4 protein-coding genes are annotated in these 5,240 nt (G+C 67.4%); 3 read left to right on the top strand and 1 reads right to left on the bottom strand.

The window, feature by feature from the left end; genetic code table 11:
• On the top strand, positions 1-866 hold an 866-nt coding region (locus RMO30_RS04625), incomplete at its 5' end, for an ABC transporter permease (RefSeq protein ID WP_309710129.1).
• A gap of 26 nt (positions 867-892) precedes the next feature.
• Here RMO30_RS04625 and RMO30_RS04620 read toward each other — a convergent pair.
• Positions 893-1,513: a PH domain-containing protein gene (locus tag RMO30_RS04620; RefSeq protein WP_309710126.1), complete on the bottom strand. Its 621-nt coding sequence runs from the start codon at positions 1,511-1,513 to the stop codon at positions 893-895.
• Between the two features lie 44 nt (positions 1,514-1,557).
• Between RMO30_RS04620 and RMO30_RS04615 the strand changes: the two genes are divergently transcribed.
• Positions 1,558-3,243, top strand: a complete 1,686-nt coding sequence (locus RMO30_RS04615) for an ABC transporter ATP-binding protein (RefSeq protein ID WP_309710123.1) — start codon at positions 1,558-1,560, stop codon at positions 3,241-3,243.
• Between the two features lie 26 nt (positions 3,244-3,269).
• Positions 3,270-5,096: an ABC transporter substrate-binding protein gene (locus RMO30_RS04610; RefSeq protein ID WP_309710120.1), complete on the top strand. Its 1,827-nt coding sequence runs from the start codon at positions 3,270-3,272 to the stop codon at positions 5,094-5,096.
• Positions 5,097-5,240: the final 144 nt, after the last annotated feature.

The following is a 5,240-nucleotide window of genomic DNA, read 5'->3' as shown; positions in this document are numbered from 1 at the left end:
TCCTCGGGGTTGTCGGACTCGCGTTCAGCTCGATCGGCATCGACGCCGCTGGACTCAAGACGCCCGGGTGGTGGCAGTTCAACTCCGTCGCGATTTATGACCTCCTCGACGGCGGAGTCCCCTCGGCTACGCACCCCTTCGGGCAGGATGAGATCGGGCACGACATCTTTGCCCAGGTGATGCGTGGCACGCAGCAGTCGCTCATGATCGTGTTCGTCTCCGGCCTCGTCGCGACGTTCCTCGGCGTGCTCGTCGGGTCGATTGCGGGATTCTTCCGCGGTCGGATCGACCAGCTGCTCATGCGCTTCACCGACGCGATCATCATCATCCCCGTGCTCGTGATCACCGCGGTTCTCGGCTCGACGTTCAACCGCAGCGGATCGTTCGTGTTGGCGATCATTCTCGGCCTCGTGCTCTGGACGGGAATGTCGCGCCTGGTGCGGGGCGACGTGCTGAGTCTGCGCGAGCGGGAGTACGTGGATGCCGCGCGGGTCGCCGGGGCGAGCAACAGCCGGATCATCTTCCGCCACATCCTGCCGAATGCGATCGGCGTCATCATCGTCAACGCGACCCTGGTGATGTCGGCGACGATCCTGACCGAGGCAGCGGTCTCGTTCCTCGGGTTCGGCGTGCAGTTCCCCGACGTGTCGCTCGGCAGCCTCATTCACAACTTCCAGACCGCGTTCAACACGCGCCCCTGGTTGTTCTGGTGGCCGGGTCTGTTCATCATCGTCATCGCGCTCACCATCAACTTCATCGGCGACGGCCTGCGCGACGCGTTCGACCCGCGACAGAAGCGCGGCCTGAACCGCTCGGCGCGCAAGCAGCGGACGGTTGTGCAGCCCGCGCCTGAGGCGCGCGCATGACCACCGTCAGCCGCACGCCGATGACGTCAGGGCAGAAGGAAGCCGGCCACCGTCGCCGCGACCAGAGCCCCCAGTACAGCGACACGCCACCACAGCCACTGCGTCGTGGGCGGCGCGGATTCGGTCAGGGCACCCTCGTCGCGCAACTGCTCCCAGCGACGCCGCACGTAGTAGGCCACGAGACCGGACTCGGACTCGGGAAGATCGCCGAGTCCGACACTGTCGCCCGGGCCGTACGTCGACTCGGGGAGCCCCCTGAGTTCGGACTTCGACACGCGCATCATCGCGTAGCGACTCGGCGCGGGCGCGGACCACGCAGTGATCGAACCGGTGCGGGTGTAGAGGCGCAGCGACCAGCGGGTGTCGATCCGCTCGATCGCCGACCAGGGGATCGTGACTCGGCGCACCGGGTTGTCGACGATCACGGCGTGCTCGGCGATCGTCACGCTTGGAGCCCAGAACAGCAGCCAGACGGCGAACGCGGTCAGCACGACGCCCCACCCGTGCAGCAGCATCCCCCAGGGATCGCCGACAACGATGAAGGTCGCGAGCGCCACGACCGCGAGGCCCGCCACGATCACCGTCAACACCATCCCGAACCGGGGACGAAGCCGAATGCCCGAGGGATTCTGACCGGGCTCGCTCATTCCCCCATCGTCCCAGACATTCGCCAGCAAGACGGAGTGACCCGATGAACGCCTCGGCGACCAGCAGCACCGCCCCGATCCTGAAGGTCGAAAACCTCTCGGTCGACTTCTGGGTGAGCGGCGAGTGGTACCCGGCTGCGATCGATCTCGAATACGAAGTGCTGCCCGGCGAAGTCATGGCCGTCGTCGGCGAGTCGGGGTCGGGAAAGAGCTCGTCGGCGATGGCGCTGATGGGGCTTCTTCCCAGCAACTCCCGCGTCAGCGGCAGCATCCAATTGAGCGGTCGTGAGGTCGCTGGCCTGGAGGGCGCCGCGTTACGTCGCCTCCGTGGCAAGGATGTCGCGGTCATCTTCCAGGAGCCGATGACGGCGTTGAACCCGGTCTTCACGATCGGGTTCCAGATCGTCGAGGCGATCCGCAGCCAGCTGCAGATCGGCCCCACCGAGGCTCGTTCCCGCGCGATCGAGCTGCTCGGCATGGTCGAGATCCCCGACCCCGAAGTGGCCTTCTCGAAGTACCCCCACCAGCTCTCGGGTGGTCAACGGCAGCGCGCGATGATCGCGATGGCAATCTCGTGCGATCCGCTTCTGCTGATCGCCGACGAGCCGACGACTGCGCTCGATGTGACGGTGCAGGCGGAGATCCTCGATCTGCTTCGCAACCTTCGCGGCCGTCTGAACAGCGCCATCCTGCTGATCACGCATGACCTCGGTGTCGTCGCCGACCTGGCCGACCACGTCGTCGTGATGAAAGACGGTCGCATCGTCGAGCGTGGCCTGATCGAGGACATCTACAAGCGTCCGCAGCATCCGTACACGCAACAGTTGCTCGCGGCGATCCCCCACCTCGGCACCGCGGTGGTCAACGTCAAGGTCAACGAGGGCGGGATGGTGGCGGCCGCCGAGAAGCAGAAGGCCGAGCCCGTGCTCGCCTTCGAGGGCGTGTCGATCGACTACCCGAAGCGTGGTCGCGTTCCGGCGTTCCGCGCCGTCGAGAACGTCGACCTGGTCATCAGACCGGGTGAAGTGCTCGGTCTCGTGGGTGAGTCCGGCTCGGGCAAGACCACGGTCGGCCGTGCCGCCGTCGGGCTGCTGCCGGTTGCCGAGGGCTCGCTCCGGATCCTCGGTCAGGACATCTCGAAGCTCTCCAGCAAAGAGCTGCGGGCCATCCGCCGCAAGGTCGGAATCGTGTTCCAAGACCCCGGCTCGTCGCTCAACCCGCGCTGGCCGATCGGCGACAGCATCGGGGAACCGCTCCTGCTCGCTATGGAAGCGAAGGGTGCCGACCTCAGCAAGAGGGTGGAGAAGTTGCTCGACCAGGTCGAGCTCCCGCGCTCATTCCGCAACCGCTACCCGCATGAACTGTCCGGTGGTCAGCGTCAGCGCGTCGGCATCGCCCGCGCGCTCGCCCTGCGGCCGAGCCTTCTCGTCGCCGACGAGCCGACGAGTGCGCTCGACGTCTCGGTGCAGTCGCGCTTCCTCGACCTGCTGCAGAACCTGCAGGGCGAGCTGCAGTTCGCCTGCCTGTTCGTCAGCCACGACCTCGCCGTCGTCGACCTGCTCGCGCACCGGATCGCGGTCATGCACCGCGGCAGGATCGTCGAGACCGGAACCCGCGACGAGATTCTGCGGTCGCCGAAGGAGCCGTACACGCAGCGGCTGCTCGCTGCCGTGCCAGTTCCCGACCCGGAGGAGCAGCGGAAGCGGCGAGAGAGCCGTCGGGTTGGCTGACAGGCAGGTCCCGTAGGCTCGGGACGATGATGCTGCACCCGCCGACGATGGCGCTCCGGATGGCGGGGGCCGCCGTTGTCGCCGTGCTCCTGCTGAGTGGGTGCACGACTTCGACGGTGGTCGAGGGCAGCGAGGTCGGGGTCGCGGTCTCGGAGCCGTTCACGTCGCTCAACCCCGCGACGTCGTTCGGTCGTTCCAGTGCGACGAATGCCGACGTCGCGTCGCTCACCGGGGGCGCATTCGGGTACTTCGACGACGCCTACCGCTTCGTCGAAGACCACTCCTTCGGCACGGCGGAGATCGTCGCCGAAGATCCGCTGACCGTGCGCTACCAGGTCGCCGCCGACGCCCGCTGGTCTGATGGCACGCCGGTCGACGCGGCCGACCTGTTGCTCGCCTGGGCCGCCGACTCAGGCGTGCTCAATACCCCAGACTTCGACGACACCGACTTCATCGACCCCGAAACGGGCCGCTACACCGACGAGTTCCCCGAAGATGTCGTGTTCTTCGACGGTCGCATCGGCGGCGGGCTCGAGCACGCGACCCAGACGCCGCAGCTCGGCGACGACGGCCGCACCCTGTTCGTGCACTTCGACGAGTACGTGGCGACCTGGCAAACGGCGCTTGCGCCCGGCATCCCGACGCACGTGCTGCAGGTGCTGGCGACCGGACGCGACTACGAGGATGCCGACAGCGCCAAAGATGACCTGGTCGCCGCGATCGTCGACCGCGACGCATCTACGCTCGGTGCGCTTGCCCGCACGTGGAACGACGCGTACAACATCGACGAGACCGCAGGCGACCGCACCCCCGATGACGCGACGCTGCTGCTCTCGGCGGGGCCCTACGTGATTACGGCGATCGACGTCGAAGGGGTCACGCTCGACGCCAACCCCGAGTACCGCGGCGACCGTCGACCGACGATCGAAACCATCCGGGTGCGATTCTCGCCTGAGCCGTTCGAGACGGTGCGGTTGCTCACCGAGGGCGAGATCGACATCGCGACCGCACCTCCCACAGAAGAGAACGCCTCCGCATTCCTTGCGGTCGAGGGGGTGAGTGTCGTCGCCGGCACCGATAGCCGCGTCGAACACCTCGACTTACAGTTTGCCGACAGCCGCACCGGCGTCTTCACCGACCCGCTGGTGCGGGAAGCCTTCCTCCGCGTCGTGCCGCGGCAACAGATCCTCGACGCGCTCGTGACGCCCGTGCAGCCGGATGCCGTGTTGCTCGACTCCTTCGTGCTGCGCCCCGGCGCCGACGGCTACGCCGAAGCGATCTCCGACAACGGCTCCGCGGAGTACGTCGCGACCGCGGTGGATGAGGCCATCGACCTGCTCGCGGAGGCGGGCGTCACCGCCCCTACCGTCTGCCTGCTGTTCGACCCGGCAAGCGAGGATCGGCAGGAGGAGTTCGCGCTCATCCGCGAGAGCGCCGCCCGGGCGGGCTTCACCGTCACCGACTGCTCGAGTTCCGACTGGAAAGGTCTTCTCGGCGTCGCCGGCGCCTACGACGCCGCCCTCTTCGCGTGGGACACCACCCGTCTCGGACCAGGAGCCGCGGGTGCGATTTTCCGCAGCGACTCCGCGCTGGCCAACTTCACCCGCTACTCGAACCCCGACGTCGACACCCTCGTTGACCTGCTCACTCGCGCGACCGACCCGGGGGAGCAGGCCCGTCTCTCCGCCGAGATCGACACCCACCTCTTCGAGGACGCCTACGGCCTGCCGCTCTACGCGTACCCGACCCTCACGGCCATCAGCGCAGACATCCAGAACGTGACGCGCTCACCACTAGCGCGCGGCGTGTTCTGGAACGCATGGGAGTGGGCCCCCGCCGAACCAGCGGGTTGAGTAGCGCCGCCCGAAGGGCGACGCGTATCGAAACCGCTTCGAGTAACCCGCGGGAGATGCGTCACGTGTCGTCCTCCGGGGACCAGAAGTCGTTGACCCGGAGTGTTGCCCGCGCGTCGCCCTGATGGTCCCCTGTGCGCGACA

Origin of the sequence: Pseudolysinimonas sp. (genome assembly GCF_031389465.1) — a bacterium.
Taxonomy (GTDB): domain Bacteria; phylum Actinomycetota; class Actinomycetes; order Actinomycetales; family Microbacteriaceae; genus Pseudolysinimonas_A.
The sequence above is the reverse complement of the archived record's forward strand: the minus strand, read 5'-3'. Positions and strand labels throughout refer to the sequence as shown.